Origin of the sequence: Streptomyces sp. NPDC001822 (genome assembly GCF_042892135.1) — a bacterium.
GTDB lineage: Bacteria > Actinomycetota > Actinomycetes > Streptomycetales > Streptomycetaceae > Streptomyces.
In genome coordinates this window covers 147,869-170,211 of record NZ_JBIATW010000011.1, presented here as the reverse complement: position 1 = coordinate 170,211, position 22,343 = coordinate 147,869, and the positions used below count along the sequence as shown (strand labels likewise).

Here is a 22,343-nt window from a genome sequence, read left to right as displayed (position 1 = left end):
CACGATCCGGTGAACCGGGCCCCCTTCCATGCCGGACGTCCGCATTCCGGACGAATCTCTTCGTATGACACATGCCAGTGACAAGTACGCGGACTTCGAGGGGTTGCGGGAGCAAGCCGTCGCGCTGCGGCGGGCGGGGCTCAGCCGCCGTCAGATCCGGGACCGCCTGCACGTCGACAACAACGACATCCTCAACCGCCTGCTGGAGGGCGAGCCGGCGCCGGAGTGGACGAAGCGCCCGCGCGCGAAGGACGACCTGCGCGCGAAGGCCCGGGAACTGCGGCTCCGGGGGATGACCTACGACGCGATCCAGGTGGAGCTGGGGTGCTCGAAGAGCTCGATCTCGCTGTGGGTGCGGGACCTGCCGAGGCCGGAGCGCGGCCGAAGCGCCGTCGAACAGGCAAAGCTCGCCGGGCGCATGCGCTGGGATCACGAACTGGCCGTGCGCGACAGCGAACGACAGCGGACGAAGACCACCGCTCGGGCCGAGATCGGGGACCTCACCGACCGAGAACTCCTTCTGATCGGCGTAGGGCTCTATTGGGCCGAGGGAACGAAGGACAAGCCGTACGACCGCCGGGAGAACCTCACGTTCGTCAACAGCGATCCGGGCATGATCAAGACCTACCTGGCCTGGTTGGCCGTGGTGGGGGTCACGCGCGACCGCATCTGCTTCCGGGTCATGATCCACCGGACGGCAGACGTCGTGGCTGCGGAACGCTTCTGGGCGGAGCTCGTGGGCATCGAAGCCTCCGCCCTCCAGAAGACGACGCTGAAGAAGCACAACCCCAGAACGGTGCGGAAGAACACCGGCGAGTCCTACCGCGGGTGTCTGGTGATCCGTGTTTCTCAGGGTGCGGAGTTGTACCGTCGAGTTGAGGGCTGGTGGCGCGGAATCGTGGAACGGGCCCAACTCCACCTCAGGTAGGGTCTGACGCAGTGATCCGCCGTGGGGTAGCGGCATCCCGCAGGCCTTTGGAGCCTTGAGACGCTGGTTCGAATCCAGCCGGCGGAGCTCACGCATCGGGCCCCGACCTCACAGGTCGGGGCCCGCGTTCGTTTCGGGCATTTACGCCCCCGGTATCCTGCGGGGGTCCACCACCCGAAGCCGAAGGGCACATCCGTGAGCGCCAACAGCCTGGCCGTCGTCGTCCTCGCAGCGGGTGAGGGCACCCGTATGAAGTCGAAGACCCCCAAGGTCCTGCACGAGATCTCCGGACGCTCCCTCGTCGGGCATGTCGTCGCCGCCGCCGGCCGGCTGAACCCCGAACACCTCGTCGTGGTCGTCGGCCACGCCGGCGAGCAGGTCACCGCGCATCTGTCCGCCGGGGACACCCCTGTGCGCACCGCCTTCCAGGCCGAGCAGAACGGCACCGGCCACGCGGTCCGCATGGGGCTCGAAGAGCTCGGCGGGACCGTCGACGGCACCGTGATCGTCCTGTGCGGGGACACGCCGCTGCTCTCCGGCGAGACCCTCTCCGTGCTGGCCGCCACCCATGCCGCCGACGCCAACGCGGTCACCGTGCTGACCGCCGAGGTCCCGGACTCGACCGGTTACGGCCGGATCGTCCGCGACCCGGCCACCGGGGCGGTCAGGGAGATCGTCGAGCACAAGGACGCGACCGACGCGCAGCGCGCGATCCGGGAGATCAACTCCGGGGTCTTCGCGTTCGACGGCCGTCTGCTGAGCGAGGCCCTGGGCAAGGTGCGCACGGACAACAGCCAGGGCGAGGAGTACCTCACCGACGTGCTGTCGATCCTGCGCGAGGCCGGCCACCGCGTGGGGGCCTCGGTCACGGGTGACCACCGGGAGATCCTGGGCATCAACAACCGGCTCCAGCTGGCCGAGGCGCGCCGGCTGCTCAACGAGCGCCTGCTGGAGCGCGCGATGCTGGCGGGTGTGACGGTCGTGGAGCCGGCGTCGACGCTGATCGACGCGACGGTGACGTACGAGCGGGACGCGATCGTGCACCCGGGGACGCAGCTGCTGGGGACGACGCACCTGGCGGAGGACGCGGAGGTGGGTCCGAACTCGCGGCTGAAGGACACGGTCGTGCACGCGGGCGCGCGGGTGGACAACACGGTGGCGGACGGGGCCGAGGTGGGTCCGGGGGCGACGGTGGGTCCGTTCGCCTATCTGCGGCCGGGCACGCGCATGGGCGCGAAGTCCAAGGCGGGTACGTACGTCGAGATGAAGAACGCGACGATCGGCGAGGGCACGAAGGTGCCGCACCTGAGTTACGTGGGTGACGCGACGATCGGTGACCACACCAACATCGGCGCGGCGAGCGTCTTCGTGAACTACGACGGGGTGGCCAAGCACCACACCACGATCGGGTCCCACTGCCGGACCGGGTCGGACAATATGTTTGTGGCGCCCGTCACGGTCGGGGACGGCGTTTACACCGCGGCCGGTTCGGTCATCACCAAGGACGTGCCGTCCGGTTCGCTGGCCGTGGCCCGGGGCCAGCAGCGGAATATCGAGGGCTGGGTGGCCCGGAAGCGTCCCGGGAGCGCGGCGGCCAGGGCGGCTGAGGCGGCCGCACCGGAGTCCGGCGGCGAAAGCTGACCGGAAACAGGCGCACCCACGTCTGGCGTACCGTGATAGATGCTCACCCATTTCGGCTGGCTCGTCGCACATCGGGACACATGCGCGCGGAGCCGGATACACGTCTGAGGAGACTGTGCTGTGACCGGGATCAAGACGACCGGCGAGAAGAAGCTGATGCTCTTCTCCGGCCGCGCCCACCCCGAGCTGGCCGAGGAGGTCGCACATCAACTGGGTGTCGGTCTCGTGCCGACGAAGGCCTTCGATTTCGCCAACGGTGAGATCTACGTGCGTTTCCAGGAGTCGGCCCGTGGGGCCGACTGCTTCCTGATCCAGAGCCACACGGCTCCGATCAACAAGTGGATCATGGAGCAGCTGATCATGCTGGACGCGCTCAAGCGCGCCTCGGCCCGGTCGGTGACGGTGATCGTGCCGTTCTACGGTTACGCCCGCCAGGACAAGAAGCACCGCGGTCGTGAGCCGATCTCGGCCCGTCTGGTGGCGGACCTGATGAAGACGGCGGGTGCGGACCGCGTCCTCACGGTCGATCTGCACACGGACCAGATCCAGGGCTTCTTCGACGGCCCGGTGGACCACCTGTTCGCGCTGCCGATCCTGGCGGACTACGTGGGCGCGAAGGTGGACCGGTCGAAGCTGACGATCGTGTCGCCGGACGCCGGACGCGTGCGGGTCGCGGACCGCTGGTGCGACCGGCTGGACGCGCCGCTGGCGATCGTGCACAAGCGCCGCGACAAGGACGTGCCGAACCAGGTCAGCGTCCACGAGGTCGTGGGCAACGTCGAGGGCCGGGTGTGCGTGCTGGTCGACGACATGATCGACACGGGTGGCACGATCTGTGCGGCCGCGGACGCGCTGTTCGCGCACGGTGCGGAGGACGTCATAGTGACGGCGACGCACGGTGTGCTGTCGGGTCCGGCCGCGGACCGTCTGAAGAACTCGAAGGTCAGCGAGTTCGTGTTCACGGACACGCTGCCGACTCCGGGTGAGCTGGAGATCGACAAGATCACGGTGCTGTCGATCGCGCCGACGATCGCGCGTGCGGTGCGCGAGGTGTTCGAGGACGGTTCGGTGACGAGCCTCTTCGAGGAGAACGAGTGACCGCCTCCGGGTGACCGCCTCCGGGTGACCACTTGATCCACTTTGGGTACGGCCTCCCGGCCGGGTAGACTCTTGGAGTTGCTCGGCGAGGGAGGCCGTTCTCATGTCTCGGACATGGGCCGGTGGTCCGTTATCGACGCGCTCTTCGTAGCAGGCCTGTCGTGGGCCGGGTGACCAACGGTTTCTTTCGTCACCTACGAGGAGTGCAGCATGGCTGAGATCAAGCTCGACGCAACGGTCCGTACGGAGTTCGGCAAGGGCGCCGCCCGTCGCACCCGTCGCGCCAACCTGGTTCCCGGAGTCGTCTACGGCCACGGTGCTGAGCCGGTTCACATCAACCTGCCGGGCCACGAGCTGCTTCTCGCGCTGCGTACCGCCAACGTCCTGATCGGTCTGGAGATCGACGGCAAGGACGCCCTGGTGATCCCGAAGGCCGTGCAGCGCAACGCCCTCAAGGGCAACATCGAGCACGTCGACCTGCTCACCGTGAAGCGCGGCGAGAAGGTCAACGTCGAGATCGCGGTGCACGCCGAGGGCGACCTGGCCCCGGGCGCCAACCTGCTGGAGTTCGTGCAGAACACGCTCCTGGTCGAGGCCGAGGCCACCCACATCCCCGAGTCGGTCACGGTTTCCGTGGCGGGCCTGGACGCCGGTGCCTCGATCCTCGCGAAGGACATCGAGCTGCCGAAGGGCGCCACGCTGGCCGGTGACGAGGACGCCATCGTGCTGCAGGTCGTCGCCGCGCAGGCCGAGGAGCCGGCCGCCGACGCCGAGGCCACCGAGGACGCGGCTGCCGAGGCCTGAGCCTCGCCCCACCTGTTCGGCTGAGTGACGGGGTGGCGGTTCCCTTCCGGGGTGCCGCCGCCCCGTTTCCCTGTATCCAAGCCGTATCGACCGGCTTGTCGGCACCGCGAGGAGAGCGAGCTGTGATGTCCGATCCCACCGACCCGTGGCTGATCGTGGGCCTCGGCAATCCGGGCCCCGACTATGCGGCGAATCGCCACAACGTCGGTTTCATGGTCGCCGATCTGCTGGCGGAGCGGATCGGCGGGAAGTTCAAGCGGGCGCAGAAGGCGCAGGCGCAGGTGCTCGAGGGGCGGATGGGTCCGCCCGGGCCCGCGAGCCGGCGGGTGGTGCTGGCGAAGCCGATGTCGTACATGAACCTGTCGGGCGGGCCGGTGACGGCGTTGCGTGACTTCTACAAGGTGCCGCTGGATCACGTCGTGGCGGTGCATGACGAGCTGGACGTCGATTTCGGGATGCTGCGGCTGAAGCTGGGCGGTGGCGACAACGGCCACAACGGGTTGAAGTCGATGACGAAGTCGATGGGCGCGGACTACCACCGGGTGCGGTTCGGGATCGGCCGGCCGCCGGGCCGGATGCAGGTGGCGGACTTCGTGCTGAAGGACTTCTCGTCGACGGAGCGCAAGGAGCTCGCGTTCCTGGTGGACCGGTCGGCGGATGCGGTGGAGTCGTTGCTGGCGGAGGGGCTGGAGCGGGCCCAGTCCGCGTACAACTCCTGACATTCGTGGTGCTACCCGGTCCTTTTCCGGCCGCAGGTTGACCTTGGGCAGGGCTCTGCCCAAGGATCTGCCTCCATGAAGCGGAAGTCCTCCCCCCGGGTGCTGGCCCATGGCCGTTCGTTCGCCGCGGGCTGCGTCGTCCTGTTGCTGCTGGTCGCGGGCGGGTGGTCGTCGTGGAACACCGCGCATCACATCGTGCTGGCCAAGGGCCGTGAGCACGGGGCCGTGGTGGTGACGGGGTGCGGTGAGGACACGTGCACGGGGTCGTTCTCGCCGGACGCGGATTCGCGGAGGCGTGGCGGGGTGACGATCGACAAGTCGGTCGCGGTGCGCAAGGGCGACCGTTTTCCCGTGGTGGTGAAGCCGGGTTCGGATGCTGTCGTGCGGACGGGTGTGCCCGGCTTTCTGCATGCCTGGGTGCCGTTCGGCGGCGCGTTGCTGCTGTCGTCCCTGCTGATCGGTGGCGGTCTGCGGATGACGCGGACGGCCTGGGTCACGGGGATCGCGGGTGCGGCCCAGCTGACGGCGACGTTCGTCGCCCTCTGAGGGGCCGCACCCGCGCGGTTCTCCGGGTGCGGGTCAGCCGGTGTTGCGGAGTCCGGCGGCCACGCCGTTGACGGTGAGCAGGAGGGCGCGGGAGAGCAGCGGGTCGGCTTCCTCGCCGCGTTCGGCCGCCTGGCGCTGGCGGGCGAGGAGCGATACCTGGAGGTAGGAGATCGGGTCCAGGTAGGCGTCGCGGATGGCGAAGGTCTGCTGGAGCACCGGGTTGGTGCCGAGGAGTTCCTTGCCGCCGGTGACCTTGAGGACTTCCTGCACGGTGAGTTCGTGCTCGGCCCGGATGACGTCGAAGACGTGCTTGAGCTCGTCGGGCACGAGGGTGTCGACGTAGTGCCGGGCGATGCGCAGGTCGGTCTTGGCGAGGGTCATCTCGACGTTGGAGAGGAAGTTCTGGAAGAAGTGCCACTGTTCGTGCATTTCGTCCAGGACGGTGTCGAGGCCGGCTTCGCGCAGTGCCTTGAGGCCGGAGCCGACGCCGAACCAGCCGGGGACGATCTGCCGTGACTGGGTCCAGCCGAAGACCCAGGGGATGGCGCGCAGGCCGTCGAGCGAGACGCCGGAGCCGGGGCGGCGGGAGGGCCGCGAGCCGAGGTGCAGGTCGGCGAGCTGGTCCACCGGGGTGGAGGCGAGGAAGTACGCGGGCAGGTCCGGGTCCTCGACGAGCTTGCGGTAGGCCTGGTGGGCGGCGTCGGAGACGGTGTCCATGGCCGCGTCCCAGCGGGCGAGGGCTTCGTCGGACTGGCGGGGCGCGGTGTGGAGCGCGGAGGCCTGGAGGGTGGCCGCGACGGTCAGTTCGAGGTTCTCCCGGGCGAGGGCGGGGATGAGGTACTTGTCGGAGATGACCTCGCCCTGCTCGGTCACCTTGATCTCGCCTTCGAGCGTGCCCCAGGGCTGCGCGAGGATCGCGTCGTGCGAGGGGCCGCCACCGCGGCCGACGGTGCCGCCGCGGCCGTGGAAGAGGCGCAGGCGGACGCCGTAGCGGTGGGCGACGTCGCGGAGGCGGCGCTGGGCGCGGTGGATCTCCCACTGGGAGGTGGTGATGCCGCCGAACTTGGAGGAGTCGGAGTAGCCGAGCATGACCTCCTGGACGTCGCCGCGGAGCGACACGAGCCGGCGGTAGGAGGGGTCGGCGAGCATCTCGTCGAGGATGACGTCGGCGGCCTTGAGCTCGTCGGTGGTCTCCAGGAGCGGCACGATGCCGATCTTGGCCCAGCCGCCGTGCAGGTCGAGGAGGCCGGCTTCGCGGGCGAGGACGGCGGCGGCGAAGACGTCGTCGGCGCCCTGGCACATCGAGATGATGTAGGACTCGATGACCTCGGGGCCGAAGCGCTCGAAGGCCTGGCCGATGGTGTGGAAGACCCCGAGGGTCTTCTCCCCCGCGGCGTCCAGCGGGGCCGGGGTCGGGGCGAGGGGGCGACGGGAGCGGAGTTCCTTGGCGAGGAGCTTCTGCCGGTAGTCGCGGGGCATGTCGGTGTAGCGCCAGGACTCCTCGCCGAGGCGGTCGAAGAGCTGTCCGAGCGCGTGGTGGTGGGCGTCGGCGTGTTCGCGGACGTCCATGGTGGCGAGCTGGAGGCCGAACGCGGTGAGCGTGCGGATGGTGCGGTCCATGCGGCCGTCGGCGAAGAGCCCGCCGCGGTGCTCGCGCAGGGACGTCTGGATGAGCGCCAGGTCGGCGATGAGCTCGGAGGTGCCGAGGTAGTCGCAGCCGGGGCGGTGGGGGGTGCCGTTGGCGAGGCGTTCGCGGGTGTTGACGAGCTTCTGGCGGACGCAGGTGGCCTTGAGGCGGTAGGGCTCCTCGGCGTTCAGCCGCTTGTAGCGTGGGCTGATCTCGGGGAGGCGCTCCAGGTCGGTCTGGAGTGAGGTGAGGAGCTCGTCGGTGGCTCCGGTGTAGCGGATGGAGTTGGAGAGCAGTCCGCGCAGCTGGTCGACCAGTTCGAGGGCGTCGGTGATGCCGTGCTCGTGCTGGAGGATGAGGACGTCCCAGGTGACGGTGGGTGTCACGTTGGGGTTGCCGTCGCGGTCGCCGCCGATCCAGGTGCCGAAGGTGAGCGGGCGGGTGCCGGCGGGGAGTTCGACGCCGACGCGCTCCAGTTCCGCGGCCAGGTCCTCCAGGACGTCGCCCACGGCGTTGGCGTGGAGTTCGTCGAGGTAGTAGATGGCGTTGCGGGCCTCGTCGGCGGGCTCCGGGCGGACGACGCGGAGTTCGTCGGTCTGCCAGATGAGGTCGATGTTCTCGGCCAGCCGGATGTCCTGGCGGCGGCGGTCGGCCTCGATGACGGGGGTTTCGAGGAGTTCGGCGATGCGGCGGAGCTTGTTGAGCACGGAGCGGCGGGCGGCTTCGGTGGGATGTGCGGTGAAGACGGGCCGTACGTTGAGGTTCTTGACGGTCTGGCGCAGGTGCTCGGGGTCGGCGTCCTTGAGGCGGTCCGCGGTGCGGGCGAGGAGCCCGCCCTCGGCGGCGCGGCGGTCGCGCATCTCGTGGGCGCGGTGGACCTGCTCGGTGACGTTGGCGAGGTGGAAGTAGGTGGAGAAGGCGCGCACGAGCTGTGCGGCGGTCTCCAGGTCCGTGTCGCCGAGAAGCTCGGCCGCGGCCTCGCCGTCGGTGCGGGTCAGGGCGCGGACGCGCTCGACGAGGTCGAGGAGCTCCTGGCCTTCCTGGCGTACGAGGGTTTCGCCCAGCAGGTCTCCGAGGCGGCGGATGTCCGCGCGGAGCTCGGTGTTGGCGGCAGGGGTCTGGTCGGCACTGCTCACAGTGTGCGGCTCCTTGCAGTGGTTGAGCACGTCTGTCAGGGGGGCCGGGGCGCTGGTGGTGCTGACGGCTCGCCCCGGGTATGCAGAGTGCGGACCGCGCTGTCCGACGCCCCCAGGATAGGTGTCCGGGGGTTCGGCGTGCTCGCTGCCCTGCGGGGCGGTCCCGTTCGGGGGTACACGAGAGCGGGGGGCCCTGTCGCACAAGGGTTGCCACGGCGGCGCTCTCGTGTCGCGGGCCTCTTCGCTGCCATACTTACGTTGCCGTAGGTTACGGAAGCGTAGCCCGCTCATTCCGTCATATTTCCTCACCTCACGGGGGACTCCCCAATGCCCACCAGCCCCGATGTGCTCGACGACGGCCTGCCGACGGCGGCAGGCGACACCGCAATCCCCTCCGCCACGCTCGGCGGCGACAAGAAGCGTTCGGTGGAGCAGATCGCACTGCTCCTGTTCATCGTGGTGCCGTTCGCCGCCCTGGTCGCGGCGGTGCCGCTGGCCTGGGGGCGCGGTGTCAGCTGGCTCGACCTCGGTCTGCTGGTCGCCATGTACTACTGGGGCTGCCACGGCGTGACGATCGGTTTCCACCGCTACTTCACCCACGGATCGTTCAAGGCGAAGCGTCCGCTCGTCATCGTCATGGCCGTCGCCGGCTCGATGGCGGTGGAGGGCCCGCTCGTGCGCTGGGTGGCCGACCACCGCAAGCACCACCGGTTCTCCGACGCCGAGGGCGACCCGCACTCGCCGTGGAGGTTCGGCGAGAACCTGCCGGCGCTGATGAAGGGCCTGTGGTGGGCCCACATCGGCTGGATGTTCAACGAGGAGCAGACCCCGCAGCAGAAGTACGCCCCCGACCTCGTCCGGGACCCGGCGCTCCGCGCGATCTCGCGTCACTTCCTGAGCTTCACGATCCTGTCGCTGGCGATCCCGCCGCTGGTGGGCGGGCTGGTCACGATGTCGTGGTGGGGTGCGTTCACGGCGTTCTTCTGGGGTTCGCTGGTCCGCGTCGCACTCCTGCACCACGTGACGTGGTCGATCAACTCGATCTGCCACGCGGTCGGCAAGCGGCCGTTCAAGTCCCGCGACCGGTCGGGGAACGTGTGGTGGCTGGCCGTCCTGTCGTGCGGCGAGTCGTGGCACAACCTGCACCACGCGGACCCGACGAGCGCGCGTCACGGGGTGCTGCGCGGCCAGATCGACTCCAGTGCGCGGCTGATCCGCTGGTTCGAGCAGCTGGGCTGGGCACGCGACGTGCGGTGGCCCGATGCCTCCCGTATCGCCTCCCGACGCAAGTCCGCGGCCGCCGACCCGGCATGATTGACGACGTGGCGACCGACTCAAGCACCAGCGGCGAGAAGAGCATGCCTGCCCCCACCCGGCGGACCCGCAGGGTCCGGATGACGGGGAAGGAGCGCCGCGAGCAACTGCTCGACATCGGCCGCACCCTGTTCGCCGACAAGGGCTTCGAGGGCACTTCGGTGGAGGAGATCGCGGCACGCGCCGGGGTCTCCAAGCCGGTGGTGTACGAGCACTTCGGCGGCAAGGAGGGCCTGTACGCCGTCGTGGTCGACCGCGAGATGCGCCAGTTGCTGGACCTGGTGACGGGGGCGCTCACGGCAGGTCATCCGCGTGAGCTGCTGGAGCAGGCGGCGTTCGCGCTGCTCGACTACATCGAGAAGTACACGGACGGTTTCCGGATCCTGGTCCGCGACTCCCCGGTCGCGCAGTCCACGGGCACGTTCGCCTCGCTGATCAGTGACATCGCCACGCAGGTCGAGGACATCCTGGGCCTGGAGTTCAAGGCCCGGGGCTTCGACCCGAAGCTCGCGCCGCTGTACGCGCAGGCCCTGGTCGGGATGGTGGCGCTGACCGGGCAGTGGTGGCTGGACGTGCGGAAGCCGAAGAAGGCCGAGGTCGCCGCCCATCTGGTGAATCTGGCGTGGCACGGGCTGGAGAACCTGGAGTCGAAGCCGCGGCTGATAGGGCACCGGAAGAGCTGAGCCCGGACGCTGCTCCCGGCACGTCACCCGTTGTGATGACGCCTGTGGATTGCCGGCCGTAGTGTGGTCGGCAGGGCACAGAATCCCGTCCATGGGAGGAACCATGACCGCCGAGCCGACCACCGCGCACAGTTCCCGCTGGCCGGTGCCCCCGCAGGACGGATACACCGTGGACGACCTGTTCACGTTGCCCGATCTCCCGCCGCACACGGAATTGCTCGACGGGAGCCTGATCTTCGCGAGTCCGCAGCGCCGCTTCCATTCCAAGACCATTGACCTGCTGGTGAACGGGCTGCGCAGCAGCGTTCCGAAGGACCTGAAGGTCGAACGTGAGATGACGGTGGTGCTGGACCGGCGCAACGGCCCGGAACCCGATGTATCCGTTGTGCGTGCCTCAGCCGCCACCGGTCTCGAGCAGACCCGTTTCCAGGCCGCCGACGTCCTCCTCGCCGTCGAGGTGGTCTCGCCCGACTCCGAGGCCCGCGACCGCGAGACCAAGCCGAACAAGTACGCGACCGCCGGAATCGAACACTTCTGGCTGGTCGAGATGGCCGGAAGCGACCAGCACCCGGCGGTGCGGGTGTACGAGCTGGATCCGGTGACGAAGGCGTACGCCCTGACCGGAATCCATCACGACCGGCTCAAGACAGGGGTCCCGTTCTCCGTCGACCTCGACATCTCGGCGGAGGCCCTGGACGCCCTCTGACGTCCTGCCGGGTCACTCACCCGGCGGTGCGGGCGACGGCGAAGATCCGGCGGAACGGGAAGACCGTGCCGTGCGGGCCGGCCGGGTAGGCGGTGCGCAGCAGGTCGCGGTATTCGCCGAGGAAGGTGTCGTGGGCCTCGGGGTCGTCGGCGAGGGCGTCGAGGAGGGGGCGCAGGCCGGTGCCCTTCACCCAGTCGAGGACGGCGTCCTCGCCCTGGAGCAGGTGCAGGTAGGTGGTCTCCCAGACGTCGACGGTGCGGCCGGGTGCGGTGAGGTGTCCGAGGTAGTCCGTGGGGGTGAGTACGGCGTCGGCGTGGCGCAGGAGGCCGCCGAGGCGGCCGGCCCAGCGCGGGGATCCGGCGAGTTCGCGCATGAGGGTGTGGCTCGGGGCGTCGAAGTTGCCGGGGACCTGGAAGGCGAGGGTGCCGCCGGGGGCGAGGGCGCCGAGCCAGTGGGGGAAGCGGGCGGTGTGGCCGGGCACCCACTGGAGCAGGGCGTTGGAGACGATGAGGTCGTAGGTCTCGGCGGGCTCCCAGGTGGCGGCGTCGGCTTCGGCGAAGTCGAGGAGGGGGCCGGTGTGGGCGCGGGCGCGTTCGAGCATGTGGGGCGAGCTGTCGTAGCCGGTGACGCGGGCGCCGGGCCAGCGTGCGGCGAGAAGTGCGGTGACGTTGCCGGCGCCGCACCCGAGGTCGGCGATGCGGGGTGCGGGTTCGTGCGGCAGGGGTCCGACGCGGGCCAGGAGGTCGTGGAAGGGGCGGGTGCGGTGGTCGGCGTGCCGGAGGTACTGGCTCGGGTCCCAGGTCGGCGAGGTCATGGTGCCAGGATCACAAGCTCAATCTCTTGATGTCAAGACACTTGAATTCAAGAGACTTCATGTCGAGGGACCCTCTACACTGATCGACATGGAGGACGAGGTCGACCGACTGGTCGCTGCATGGCGCCGCGAGCGCCCGGACCTCGACGTGGAACCGCTCGAGGTGCTGAGCCGCGTCTCACGCCTGGCCCGTCACCTGGACCGGGCCCGCAGGATCGCCTTCGCCGAGCACCAGCTGGAGCCCTGGGAATTCGACGTCCTGACCTCGCTGCGCCGCGCGGGTGCGCCGTACCAGCTCTCCCCCGGTCAGCTCCTCACCCAGACCCTGGTCACCTCGGGCACGATGACGAACCGCATCGACCGGCTGACCAAGAAGAACCTCGTGGAGCGGCTGCCGGACCCCAGCGACCGGCGCGGTGTCCTCGTCCGGCTCACCGACCGGGGCCGCGACAAGGCGGACCAGTCGCTGGCCGGGCTGCTCGACCAGGAGCGGGCGATCCTGGGCGAGCTCTCCCGTCGGCAGCGGTCCGAACTGGCCGGACTACTGCGCCAGTTGACCGCCCCGTTCGACAACATCCCCGGTTAGGGCCGCCGGGCCGACCCCGGCCCGCCTCGCCAGAGCCACCGCGGCGAGGGTCGAGTGCACCCCGAGCTTCCCCAGCACGTTCTGCATGTGCGTGCGCACCGTGTGCGGGGAGAGGAAGAGCCGCTCCGCGACGGCCTTGCGCCCCAGGCCGGCCACCATGCAGCGCAGCACCTCGCGCTCGCGCGGCGTCAGCGACTCCACGAGCTGTTCGGACTCGGTCCGGTGCTTGCGCTCCGCGGTGAGTTCCCGCAGGACACCGGTCAGCAGCGCGGCCGGCAGATGCGTCTCGTCCCGCAGCACGCCCCGGATGACCGTCAGCAGACGCTGCAGAGAACAGTCCTTGGCGACCCAGCCGGACGCACCCGCCTGCAGTGCCGCCGCGGCGCGGCGCGGGTCGTCCTTCTCGGCGAGCACCACCGTGCGGATGTGCGGATGGGTCGAGCGGACCCCGCCAACGAGCGATATGCCGTCACCACCGCCTGCGTCGCCCTCGGCGCGCGGAGCGGGGATCGTCCGGACGCCGCCCGGAGCGAGTATGCCCAGCTCGGCGTCGACCAGCATCACGTCGTAACGGCGGCCTTCCGCGGCCGCGCGTTCCAGACAGCGCAGTGCGGCGGGACCACTGCCCGCCGCCGACACGTCGACGTCCGGCTCCGCCGCGAGCGCCGCGGCGAGGGACTCGGCAAAGATGCGGTGGTCGTCGACCACCAGAACCCGGATACGCGCCACAGACACCCCCATGCTGTGTGAGCTCCTGGGGCGCCCCCGTCCATGGCCGGCCCCGACGGGGACGGACCGCTTCGGATGCGGCGCCCGGAACACTCCGGTGGCCTTCGGCGCACGGCCGCCGCCGTGTGCCGGCCGCCACCCGCCCCGGGCGTCGCATCCGACCGTCTCGTCCCCTGAAACGACACCGGCCCCCACCGGTGCTGAGCATCAGCGTACGGGGGGCGGTGGGCGGCGGTAGGAGATTCGCGGAACTGATCGCTCAAGGTGTTTAGGGTGTGATTCATGTTCCGTCTTGAGACAGAAGTAGACAAGGAACGTCGCGTTCTGCTGGGCCGTCGGCTGCACGACGACAACTGGGACGGCTCACCGGAACTGCGTGCCCTGCACACGACCCCCGCCGAACACGAAGTGCCCCTGGAGGTCTGGCTCCTGGACGAGGAGGGAGGCCTGGCCGGCGGACTGAGCGGACGGACCTGGGCCTACTGGCTCCACGTGGACCTGCTGTGGGTGGACGGCCGCCACCGCGGCCTCGGCCTCGGCTCGCAGCTGCTCGCCGAGGCGGAACGCCTGGCCCGCGACGACCGGGCGTGCACCCGCTCCCGGCTGGAGACCTGGGACTTCCAGGCCCCCGCGTTCTACCGGAAGCAGGGGTACGAGGTGGTCGGGGAGATCCCCGACTACCCGCCCGGCGTCGCCGAGTTCATCCTGGTCAAGCAGCTGGAGCGACCCGCCGGGCCCCCGCCGAAGGAACGGCGGGGAAGATTCCGGGGGTGGCGTAGCCGGCCGAGGTGAAGGCCTCCGACACCGCCTTGGCGACGGTGTCCGCCATCGCCTCCTCCACCAGCACGATCGCGGAGCCGCCGAAGCCACCTCCGGTCATCCGGGCCCCGAGCGCGCCGGCCGCGTTCGCCGAGGAGACGACGAGGTCCAGCTCCGGGCAGGAGACCCGCAGGTCGTCGCGGAGCGATACGTGGCCCGCGTTGAGCACCGGTCCCGCCGCGCGCACGTCCCCGGCGTCGAGCAGCGCGATGACCTGCTCCACCCGGTGGTTGTCGCTGACGACGTGGCGGACGTAGCGCACGACCGACTCGTCCTCGCCTGCCGCCAGGGTGGCGAGCGCGGCGTCCAGGTCCTCGAAGGGCAGGTCGCGAAGGGTCTCGATGCCCAGTGCCCGGGCACCCGCCTCGCAACCGGCCCGGCGTTCCGCGTAGGCCCCGTCGCCGAGGGCGTGCTTGACGCGGGTGTCGACGACCAGCAGCTGGAGGCCGTGCGCGGTCAGGTCGAAGGGGACCTGACGCATGCCGAGGTCGCGCGTGTCGAGGTGCAGCGCGTGCCCCTCGGTGCAGCAGGCCGAGGCCATCTGGTCCATGACTCCGCAGGGCACGCCGACGAAGTCGTTCTCGGCGCGCTGGCCGAGCACCGCGATCTCCGGTGCGCTCAGGCCGAGTTCGAACAGGTCGTTGAGGGCGAGGGCCGTGACGACCTCCAGGGCCGCCGACGAGGACAGGCCCGCGCCGACCGGGACGGTGGAGGTGAGCTGGATGTCCGCGCCGGTGATCCGGTGCCCGGCCTCGCGCAGCGCCCAGACCACACCGGCCGGGTAGGCGGCCCAGCCGTGACCGGAGTGCGGGGCCAGTTCCTCGACGCGCAGGGAGACGACTCCGCCCGGCACGTCGGTGGAGTGCAGGCGCAGCCGTCCGTCGGTGCGGCGGGCGACCGCGGCGCGGGCGTGGTGCGGGAGGGCGAGCGGCATGACGAAGCCGCCGTTGAAGTCGGTGTACTCACCGATCAGGTTCACTCGTCCGGGTGCCGCCCAGACACCGTCGGGTGCGGTCCCGTACAGCTCGGCGAAGGAGGCCGTCAGCTCGGCGTTGTCGGTCATGGTGCGGTGGGTTCCTCTCGGCGGGCGAACGTCCACGCGTCGGCGACGATGGCGGCCAGGTCGGCGCGCGACGGCTGCCAGCCGAGCCGCTCCCTGGCGGTGGCGGCGGAGGCGACCAGGACGGCCGGGTCGCCGGCGCGCCGGGGCGCGGGGGTCTCGGGGACCGGGTGGCCGGTCACCTTGCGGACGGTCTCGATGACCTCGCGCACGGAGAAACCGTTGCCGTTGCCGAGGTTGCAGATGAGGTGCTCGCCCGCGGTAGCCGCTCCCAGGGCCAGCAGGTGGGCCTCGGCGAGGTCGGCGACGTGGATGTAGTCGCGTACGCAGGTGCCGTCCGGGGTCGGGTAGTCGTCGCCGTACACGGAGATCGACTCGCGCCGGCCGAGGGCGACCTGGAGCACCAGTGGGATGAGGTGCGACTCCGGGTCGTGGCGTTCGCCGCAACTGCCGTGGGCACCGGCGACGTTGAAGTACCGGAGGGAGACGGCGGCCAGCCCGTGGGCCCGGGCCTCACCGCTGATCATGTGGTCCACGGCGAGCTTGGAGGCGCCGTAGGGGTTGGTGGGGGCGGTCGGGTCGGTCTCCGTGATGGGGCTGGAGACGGGCTCGCCGTAGGTCGCGGCAGTGGAGGAGAAGACGAGCGTGCGCACGCCCGCGTCGCGCATGGCGGCGAGCAGGGCGGTGGTCCCGCCGACGTTGTTGACCCAGTACTTCTCGGGATCGACGACGGACTCGCCGACCTGGGAGAACGCGGCGAAGTGCAGGACTCCGTCGTAGGAGGGGTCCAGCCACTTGGCGGCGTCCTGAATGCGGCCCTCGATGAACTCCGCGCCCTCGGGGACGCCCTCCCGGAAGCCGGTCGACAGGTCGTCGAGGACGGTGACGGCGTGCCCCGCCTCCAGCAGGTGCGCCGTCACGACACTGCCGACGTATCCCGCCCCGCCCGTCACCAGGTACTTCTTGCCGGTGCTGCTCACTCGCTCGCTACCTCTCGCAGTCGCTGGGCCGCGGCCTCCGGCGGCACGTCGTTGATGAACACGCTCATGCCGGACTCCGAGCCCGCGAGGAACTTCAGTTTGCCGGAGGTCCGCCGGATGGTGAAAAGTTCGAGATGCAGCCCGAACTCCTCGCGGTCCGGGGCCCGGAAGGGTGCCTGGTGCCAGGCCGAGATGTACGGGGTCGGCGGCTCCCCGGGCCCGAAGATCCGGTCGAACCGCCTCAGGAGTTCCAGATAGACCTGTGGGAACTCCGTGCGCGCGCCCTCGTCGAGTTCCCGCAGGTCGGGGACGCGGCGGCGCGGGTGGAGGTGGACCTCGTAGGGCCAGTGCGCGGCGTACGGCACGAAGGCGACCCAGTGCTCGCTCTCCAGGACGACGCGGTCCCCGTCGGCCAGCTCCCGTGCGACGACGTCGTCGAAGAGGTTGCGGCCGGTCTCGGCGCGGTGGCTCCGGACCGAGCGCAGCATCAGCTCGGTGCGCGGGGTGACGAAGGGGTAGCCGTAGATCTGGCCGTGCGGGTGGCCGAGGGTCACACCGATCTCGGCGCCCCGGTTCTCGAAGCAGAAGACCTGGGCGACCTGGGGGAGCTCGGCGAGGTCGGCGGTCCGGTCGGTCCAGGCGTCGAGGACGAGGGCCGCCTGGTCCTCGGTGAGGCCGGCGAAGGACACGTCGTGGTCGGAGGTGAAGCAGACGACCTCGCAGCGGCCGGAGTCACCGGCGAGGGAGGGGAAGCGGTTCTCGAACACGGCGACGTCGTAGTCGGTGTCGGGGATCTCGCTGTGCCGGCCGTCGCGCGAGGGGCAGAGCGGGCACTCGTCCGCCGGCGGGTGGTAGGTGCGTCCCTGCCGGTGCGAGGCGATGGCCACCGAGTCGCCGAGGAGCGGATCGCGGCGGATCTCGGAGGACGTCGACACGGGGTCCAGCGGCCGCGGGTCGACGGCGTCGCGGACGGTGTCGTCCGCGGAGTCGTAGTAGATCAGCTCACGGCCGTCGGCGAGGGTCGTAACCGTCTTCTTCACCAGGCTCCTCCATGTAACGCCCTCTAAACAGAACCGCACATAACTAATCACAAGTAAACATGCTCCGTCAATGTCTCCAGAACGTGTGAATGAACCGCGTTCACGCGGGGCTCAAACGGGGCATTTCACCTCTTCCGATCACGATCAAACAAAGAACGGCAACCAAACTGTTCATTTTCTGAACACATGGGCGTAGGTTCCGACGGGTTCAGTTCGCGCAACGAAGCGAGTAACCCCCCATGCACTATCTGGCCGAAGGGCTCCGACTCCCCACGAACGGGCTCGACTACACAATCCTGGCGATCTACTTCGTCGTGGTGCTCGGCATCGGCTTCGCCGCCCGGGCCAGCGTGAAGACGAGCCTCGACTTCTTCCTGTCCGGCCGGTCACTGCCCGCCTGGGTGACGGGTCTGGCCTTCGTCGCGGCGAATCTCGGCGCCACCGAGATCCTCGGCATGGCGGCGACCGGCGCGCAGTACGGCGTCGCGGTCGTCCACTGGTACTGGATCGGCGCCATCCCCGCCATGGTCTTCCTCGGCCTGGTGATGATGCCCTTCTACTACCGGTCGAAGGTCCGCTCCGTACCGGAGTTCCTGCTGCACCGCTTCGACAAGTCGGCGCACCTGCTGAGCTCCATACTCTTCGCCTTCTCGGCGATCCTGATCGCGGGCGTGAACCTCTACGCCCTGTCGATCGTCGTGGAGGCGCTCCTGGGCTGGCCGCAGTGGGTGGCGATCGTCGTCGCGGGGCTCTTCGTCCTCGTCTACATCACCATCGGCGGCCTCTCCTCCGCGATCTACAACGAGGTGCTGCAGTTCTTCGTCATCCTCGCGGCGCTGATCCCGCTGACCCTGCTGGGCCTCAAGCGCGTCGGCGGCTGGGACGGGCTGAGCGGCTCCCTGGAGAAGCAGCACGGCGCGGACTTCATGACCGCCTGGGGCGGCACCGGCATCGGTGACGCCAACCCGCTGGGCGCCAACTGGCTGACGATCATCCTCGGCCTGGGCTTCGTCCTCTCCTTCGGCTACTGGACCACCAACTTCGCCGAGGTGCAGCGCGCCCTGTCCGCGAAGAACCTCTCGGCCGCCCAGCGCACCCCGCTGATCGCCGCCTTCCCGAAGATCTTCATCGTCTTCGCCGTGATGATCCCGGGTCTCGTCGCGGCCGTGCTGGTGCCGAAGATCGGGACGCCCGGCTCCGACCTCACGTACAACGACGCCATCCCGCTGCTCATGCAGGAGCTCCTGCCCAACGGTGTGCTCGGCATCGCGGTGACCGGTCTGCTCGCCGCGTTCATGGCCGGCATGGCCGCCAACGTGTCGTCGTTCAACACGGTGTTCACCACGGACATCTGGCAGCGGTACGTCAAGAAGGACCAGCCCGACGCGTACTACCTGCGCTTCGGACGGCTGATCACAGCGGTGGGTGTGCTGGCCTCGATCGGCACCGCGTTCATCGCCGCCAGCTTCTCCAACATCATGACGTACCTGCAGACGCTGTTCTCGTTCTTCAACGTCCCGCTCTTCGTCGTCTTCATCATCGGCATGTTCTGGAAGCGCGCCTCGATGAAGTCCGGCGTCTGGGGCCTGCTGGCAGGCACCACGGCCGCGATGGTCAACTACTTCGTCATCTACAAGCAGGGCATCATCGACATCCCGTCCGACCAGGGAGCCAACTTCGTCTCCGCGATCGTCGGATTCGTCGCCGGCGCGGTCGTCATGGTCGCCGTCACCCTCTTCACCGCTCCCAAGCCCGAGGCCGAACTGGCCGGTCTGGTCTACGGAACGGAGTCCCCAGACGCCGACGAGGCTCCCGAGGCGGGCGACGACGCCTGGTACCGCAAGCCCGCACTGCTCGGCTGGGGCGCCCTCGTCCTCGCCGCCCTGTGCTACCTGCCCTACTCGCTCTGATCGGAGGCACTCACCATGTCCGACGCACACGAAGCACACAAGGAAGTCTCCGAGCTGGAGCGCACGTCCGCGACCGCGGCCCGGCTCTTCGACATCCGGCGGATCATCGGCGGCCTCTTCGTGATCTACGGAGTGATCGTCACCATCGCCGGCATCAGCCCGTCGGAGGCCGACCTGAAGAAGGCCGAGGGCGTGCACATCAACCTCTGGACCGGCCTGGCCATGCTGGCGCTCGGCCTGTTCTTCCTCATCTGGATGAAGCTGCGTCCCACGCAGGTGCCGGACGAGACCCCCGGCACCCCGGAGAACTGACCGTCGGGCCGCAGACCCGGCCCGCACCGCGCAGGGGCCGGACCGTCACGCGATCACGCGAGGCCGTCCGGCCCCTGCGGCGTCCCCGCCGCCCGGTCCAGCAGCCCCGTGCGCGCCGCGAGCGCCGCGGCCTCCAGCCGGGACCCGACGCCCAGCTTCATCAGCACCCGCTGCACATGGGTCCGCGCGGTGCTCGGCGCGATCCCCATCCCGGCCGCGATCAGCCGCGTGTCCTCGCCCTCGGCGACCCGCACCAGCACCTCGACCTCGCGCGGGGTGAGCATCCGCAGCAGCCGCTGGCCCTCGTCGTCCGGCTGGACCGCGGGGTGGAGCAGCTCGGCGAACGCACCGCGCAGCAACTGCGGGGCGACCGCGGCCTCCCCCGCACGGGCCTTGATCATCGCGCGTTCCACGCCCTCTATGCGCTCGTCGTGGCGGACGTACCCGGCGGCCCCGGCGGCGAAGGCCGCCGCGATGCCCCGCGGACTCGGCACCGGCCCGAGGACCACCACGGCCACCTGCGGGCGCTCCCGGCCGATCCGCACGATCGGGTCGAACGCACCGGGTTCGGCGGGCGCCGCCGTGCCGAACAGGCAGACCTCGGGCGCCCTGCTGACGACCAGTTCGGCGGCCCCGGCGGTCGGCGCCGCCGCCGCGAGCACCCGGTGCCCGCGCAGTTTCAAGGCGGAGGCGAGTGCCTCGGCCAGCAGACGGTGGTCATCGACCACCATGAGCCGAACGCCCATCGAGTTCTGCCCCCATGTGTACAGCGCGTATCGCTGTGTAGCCCTAGAACAGGCCCCCCGGCCTCTGACCCGGCAAGTTACACGCTTGTTCGACGCCGCGCCCCCTCTACCGGGCAGAAGCCCCCCAGAATGCCGAATTCTGAGTCATTCAGGGCTACTTGCCGGACGAAAAACGACCGGCCCTGCCGGTCGAATGATCAACCGGCAGGGCCGTCAGCGCTGACCCGGGCGGGTCGGGCGGTGCTGTCAGACGGTGCTGAAGGACACGACGAGGTACTGCTTGTCGTCCGCGCTCGCGTTCTTGCTGGGCTCACTGATCATCTTCTCGGAGATGAACAGCCGGCCCTTCTCGTAGATGAACTCGGAGTAGTCGCTGGAGAAGCTCGTCTCCGCGTCGCGTACCGCCTCGTCGTCCGGGTTGACCATCAGCACCGTCTCCTCGAAGGTCGAGCCGTCGATGGAGACGATCTGGCCGCCCTTGTCGTAGGGGGGCTTCTTGTACGCGATGACGTTCGAACCGTCCATGCGCAGCGGGGTCAGCGTGTAGCTGTCGCCCGCATCCGCCCTGCCGCCGACGAGCTTGCCGGTGGTCAGGTCGAAGGCGACGATCTCGTTCGTGTCGCCGTACTCCCCGCCGCCCTCGTGCTCCTCGGTCGGCACGTAGAGCCTGTTGTTGCCGACGGCCAGCGAACGGCACGTCTCGACCTCGGTGGAACCGCACTCGGCGGCGTACTTGCCCGCGTCGGCGGAGATCCTGACGATGAGCTTGCCGGTGGCCGCGTCGATGGAGAAGAAGTCCGAGATGCCGCTGCCGTCACCGGCGGTGTCGCCGACGTCGGCCGCGACGACGAGCGGCTTGGTGGAGACGATGCTCGCATACTCCACGCCGGCCGGCATGGCGTACGAGGAGAGCGGGGCGCCGGTCGCCGGGTTCAGGGCCTGGATGGTCAGCTGCGCCTCGTCGTAACTGCCGCACCTGCGCACGACGGCGAGGGCCTCGCCGCCGGCGTATCCCCGGTCGGAGCAGTTGTTCACGTCCGTCTTCGGCTTCCAGAGCTCGGCACCGTCGGCGAGGTTGAACGCGGCGCCGCCGCTGGTGCCGCCGGCCGCCACCGTCGATCCGCTCAGGGTGACCTCGTTGAAGCGGATGGGCTCGTCACCGTTGGAGTCGGAGGTGACTGACTTGTTCCACATCAGCTTTCCGCCGGCCAGGTCGAGCGCCCCGATCTGGTTGCAGGACGGGTACTTGTCCGCGGCGGAGGGCTTGCCCTCCTGGAAGGCGATCGCGGTCCTGAAGTCCTTGCTCATGTGCCGCGAGGCGGCGCAGACCTGCCCGGGCAGGGGGATCGACCAGAGCTTGGTGCCCTTGTCCAGGTCGTAGCCGACGACCTCGTACACGCCGGTCTTCACGTACACCTTGTCGGTGATCCACGAGCCGTCTACGACCGTGGTGTCCGTGACCTTGGGGTGGGGAAGCTGGAAGCCGATCCTGGACTTCGTGTCCGAGGGCGCCTTCTCCGTGCCGCCGGACAGGCCGTCGCCGCCCTTGCCCTCGCCGCCGTCGGGGCCCGCCGAGGCGGGACCCTCCTTCCTGCCGCCCTCGTCACCGCCGCTGGAGGCGTAGATGACCCCGCCGCCGACGATCAGCGCGATGGCGACGACCGCCGCGACGACGATCTGCATACGGGTGTTGAACTTCTTGCCGCCGCCCTGCTGCTGAACCGCGTACTGCGGGTGCATCGGCGCGGTCGGGTAGCCGTACCCCTGCTGAGGGGGCACGCCGGGATGTCCCTGCGGGAAGCCGTAACCGGGCTGCGTCGGCGGCTGCCCCGGGAGCGGTGCCTGCGGGTAGCCGTAGGCGGGGTTCTGCGGCGGCTGCGGTGCGCCGAAACCGCCGGCGGGCGGGGGTGTCTGCGGCGTCCCGAAGCCACCGGGCGGCGGCGGGGGGCTGCCGTAGCCACCGGCCGGCGGCGTGGGGGGCGAGGGCGGGGGCTGCTTGGCGAAACCGTCGGAGGGCGGCGGGGAGGGCGCGCCGAAACCGCCGGGCGGCGGGTCCTGCGGGGCACCGAACCCGCCCTGGGGCGGTTCTTCGGAGGGGGGCTGGGGCGGCTGGGTCATGGCGTACGTACCTCAGGGGAGTCCGTG

20 protein-coding genes, 1 tRNA gene and 1 pseudogene are annotated in these 22,343 nt (G+C 69.9%); 14 read left to right on the top strand and 8 right to left on the bottom strand.

From position 1 onward, the window contains the following. The first annotated feature begins 64 nt into the window (after nucleotides 1-64). From ACFYY2_RS24660 to ACFYY2_RS24630, 7 genes are all read left to right on the top strand, one after another. Nucleotides 65-928, top strand: a complete 864-nt coding sequence (locus ACFYY2_RS24660; RefSeq protein ID WP_388746406.1) for a hypothetical protein — start codon at nucleotides 65-67, stop codon at nucleotides 926-928. A 15-nt stretch (nucleotides 929-943) separates the two neighbouring features. Continuing rightward, nucleotides 944-1,015, top strand: a tRNA-Gln gene (locus tag ACFYY2_RS24655). 108 nt (nucleotides 1,016-1,123) lie between these two features. Then, nucleotides 1,124-2,569, top strand: a complete 1,446-nt coding sequence (glmU, locus tag ACFYY2_RS24650; RefSeq protein WP_388746404.1) for a bifunctional UDP-N-acetylglucosamine diphosphorylase/glucosamine-1-phosphate N-acetyltransferase GlmU — start codon at nucleotides 1,124-1,126, stop codon at nucleotides 2,567-2,569. A gap of 120 nt (nucleotides 2,570-2,689) precedes the next feature. Then, complete coding sequence (locus ACFYY2_RS24645) at nucleotides 2,690-3,667, top strand: ribose-phosphate diphosphokinase (RefSeq protein WP_388746402.1); 978 nt, start codon at nucleotides 2,690-2,692, stop codon at nucleotides 3,665-3,667. Nucleotides 3,668-3,877: 210 nt separating this feature from the next. Next, a complete protein-coding gene (locus tag ACFYY2_RS24640) occupies nucleotides 3,878-4,471 on the top strand; it encodes a 50S ribosomal protein L25/general stress protein Ctc (RefSeq protein WP_388746400.1) in 594 nt (197 codons plus the stop codon). 125 nt (nucleotides 4,472-4,596) lie between these two features. Next, entirely contained in the window at nucleotides 4,597-5,190 is a 594-nt protein-coding gene (gene pth / locus ACFYY2_RS24635) for an aminoacyl-tRNA hydrolase (RefSeq protein WP_388746398.1), read from the top strand. 75 nt (nucleotides 5,191-5,265) lie between these two features. Next, nucleotides 5,266-5,736 (top strand): hypothetical protein, encoded by a 471-nt coding sequence (locus tag ACFYY2_RS24630; RefSeq protein WP_388746396.1) that lies wholly within the window; start codon nucleotides 5,266-5,268, stop codon nucleotides 5,734-5,736. A 33-nt stretch (nucleotides 5,737-5,769) separates the two neighbouring features. Here ACFYY2_RS24630 and ppc read toward each other — a convergent pair whose 3' ends face one another. After that, on the bottom strand, nucleotides 5,770-8,499 hold the full coding sequence (gene ppc / locus ACFYY2_RS24625) for a phosphoenolpyruvate carboxylase (protein ID WP_388746394.1): 2,730 nt from the start codon (nucleotides 8,497-8,499) through the stop codon (nucleotides 5,770-5,772). 327 nt (nucleotides 8,500-8,826) lie between these two features. On the opposite strand from ppc, the gene ACFYY2_RS24620 reads away from it, so the two are divergent. From ACFYY2_RS24620 to ACFYY2_RS24610, 3 genes are all read left to right on the top strand, one after another. After that, nucleotides 8,827-9,813, top strand: coding sequence for an acyl-CoA desaturase (locus ACFYY2_RS24620; protein ID WP_388746392.1), 987 nt, complete (start codon nucleotides 8,827-8,829; stop codon nucleotides 9,811-9,813). Beyond that, nucleotides 9,810-10,496: a TetR/AcrR family transcriptional regulator gene (locus ACFYY2_RS24615; protein WP_329038119.1), complete on the top strand. Its 687-nt coding sequence runs from the start codon at nucleotides 9,810-9,812 to the stop codon at nucleotides 10,494-10,496. Before ACFYY2_RS24620 ends, ACFYY2_RS24615 begins: the two co-directional genes overlap by 4 nt. Nucleotides 10,497-10,599: 103 nt before the next feature. Next, on the top strand, nucleotides 10,600-11,202 hold the full coding sequence (locus tag ACFYY2_RS24610; RefSeq protein WP_388746600.1) for a Uma2 family endonuclease: 603 nt from the start codon (nucleotides 10,600-10,602) through the stop codon (nucleotides 11,200-11,202). Nucleotides 11,203-11,218: 16 nt separating this feature from the next. Here ACFYY2_RS24610 and ACFYY2_RS24605 read toward each other — a convergent pair whose 3' ends face one another. Next, a complete protein-coding gene (locus ACFYY2_RS24605; protein ID WP_388746390.1) occupies nucleotides 11,219-12,016 on the bottom strand; it encodes a trans-aconitate 2-methyltransferase in 798 nt (265 codons plus the stop codon). Nucleotides 12,017-12,104: 88 nt separating this feature from the next. On the opposite strand from ACFYY2_RS24605, the gene ACFYY2_RS24600 reads away from it, so the two are divergent. Next, complete coding sequence (locus tag ACFYY2_RS24600) at nucleotides 12,105-12,602, top strand: MarR family winged helix-turn-helix transcriptional regulator (RefSeq protein WP_388746388.1); 498 nt, start codon at nucleotides 12,105-12,107, stop codon at nucleotides 12,600-12,602. Here the strand turns inward: ACFYY2_RS24600 and ACFYY2_RS24595 are convergent. Continuing rightward, complete coding sequence (locus ACFYY2_RS24595) at nucleotides 12,558-13,343, bottom strand: LuxR C-terminal-related transcriptional regulator (RefSeq protein ID WP_388746386.1); 786 nt, start codon at nucleotides 13,341-13,343, stop codon at nucleotides 12,558-12,560. The genes ACFYY2_RS24600 and ACFYY2_RS24595 overlap by 45 nt on opposite strands. 270 nt (nucleotides 13,344-13,613) lie before the next feature. Between ACFYY2_RS24595 and ACFYY2_RS24590 the strand changes: the two are divergent. Further along, nucleotides 13,614-14,051, top strand: a pseudogene (locus ACFYY2_RS24590) (GNAT family N-acetyltransferase); the annotation flags it as partial. Here ACFYY2_RS24590 and galK read toward each other — a convergent pair. The 3 genes from galK to galT are packed head-to-tail and all read right to left on the bottom strand — an operon-like array spanning nucleotide 14,041 to nucleotide 17,230. Beyond that, nucleotides 14,041-15,213, bottom strand: a complete 1,173-nt coding sequence (gene galK / locus ACFYY2_RS24585) for a galactokinase (protein ID WP_388746384.1) — start codon at nucleotides 15,211-15,213, stop codon at nucleotides 14,041-14,043. The pseudogene ACFYY2_RS24590 and the gene galK sit on opposite strands and share 11 nt — an antisense overlap. Continuing rightward, nucleotides 15,210-16,190, bottom strand: a complete 981-nt coding sequence (gene galE / locus ACFYY2_RS24580; protein WP_388746382.1) for a UDP-glucose 4-epimerase GalE — start codon at nucleotides 16,188-16,190, stop codon at nucleotides 15,210-15,212. The genes galK and galE overlap by 4 nt, the downstream gene beginning before the upstream one ends. Then, nucleotides 16,187-17,230, bottom strand: coding sequence for a galactose-1-phosphate uridylyltransferase (gene galT, locus ACFYY2_RS24575; RefSeq protein WP_388746380.1), 1,044 nt, complete (start codon nucleotides 17,228-17,230; stop codon nucleotides 16,187-16,189). Before galT ends, galE begins: the two co-directional genes overlap by 4 nt. Before the next feature lie 239 nt (nucleotides 17,231-17,469). On the opposite strand from galT, the gene ACFYY2_RS24570 reads away from it, so the two are divergent. Next, nucleotides 17,470-19,140, top strand: coding sequence for a sodium:solute symporter family protein (locus ACFYY2_RS24570; protein ID WP_388746378.1), 1,671 nt, complete (start codon nucleotides 17,470-17,472; stop codon nucleotides 19,138-19,140). Nucleotides 19,141-19,155: 15 nt separating this feature from the next. Continuing rightward, complete coding sequence (locus ACFYY2_RS24565; protein ID WP_388746376.1) at nucleotides 19,156-19,452, top strand: hypothetical protein; 297 nt, start codon at nucleotides 19,156-19,158, stop codon at nucleotides 19,450-19,452. Nucleotides 19,453-19,505: 53 nt separating this feature from the next. Here ACFYY2_RS24565 and ACFYY2_RS24560 read toward each other — a convergent pair whose 3' ends face one another. Both ACFYY2_RS24560 and ACFYY2_RS24555 read right to left on the bottom strand, forming a co-directional pair. Continuing rightward, nucleotides 19,506-20,198, bottom strand: a complete 693-nt coding sequence (locus ACFYY2_RS24560; protein WP_384060034.1) for a LuxR C-terminal-related transcriptional regulator — start codon at nucleotides 20,196-20,198, stop codon at nucleotides 19,506-19,508. A 246-nt stretch (nucleotides 20,199-20,444) separates the two neighbouring features. Beyond that, entirely contained in the window at nucleotides 20,445-22,316 is a 1,872-nt protein-coding gene (locus ACFYY2_RS24555) for a PQQ-binding-like beta-propeller repeat protein (RefSeq protein ID WP_388746374.1), read from the bottom strand. Nucleotides 22,317-22,343: the final 27 nt, after the last annotated feature.